Origin of the sequence: Stenotrophomonas sp. SrG (genome assembly GCF_050031795.1) — a bacterium.
GTDB classification, from domain to species: Bacteria; Pseudomonadota; Gammaproteobacteria; order Xanthomonadales; family Xanthomonadaceae; genus Stenotrophomonas; species Stenotrophomonas rhizophila_A.
This window is the reverse complement of record NZ_JBNBBE010000385.1, coordinates 1-261: the sequence shown is the minus strand read 5'-3', so window position 1 is coordinate 261 and position 261 is coordinate 1. Positions and strand designations below refer to the sequence as shown.

The window sequence follows — 261 nt, the reverse complement described above, 5'->3', positions numbered from 1 at the left end:
ACGGCCCGATCCCGGGCAGCGCCCCGCAGCGTTCGATGAAGGTATCCAGGCGCTGGCCGGCATGGAAATCCAGCCGGCCGTCGGCGACGGCGGCGGCCACCGCGCGCACGGTGGCCGCTCGGGTGCGCGGCAGGCCGCTGCCTTCCAGCGGCGCGTCGGCCAGCTGCTGCGGCGTGGGGAACTGGCGGGCCAGGCCCTCGGGCATGCCGGCCAGCGCGGTGCCGAAGCGGTCTACCACGCGCCGCGCCAGGGTGATGGCCG

Annotated in this window: 1 pseudogene; it reads right to left on the bottom strand. The window is 77.4% G+C overall.

The window, feature by feature from the left end:
* Positions 1-261, bottom strand: a pseudogene (locus ACQG3P_RS20185) (DNA-3-methyladenine glycosylase 2 family protein); the annotation flags it as partial.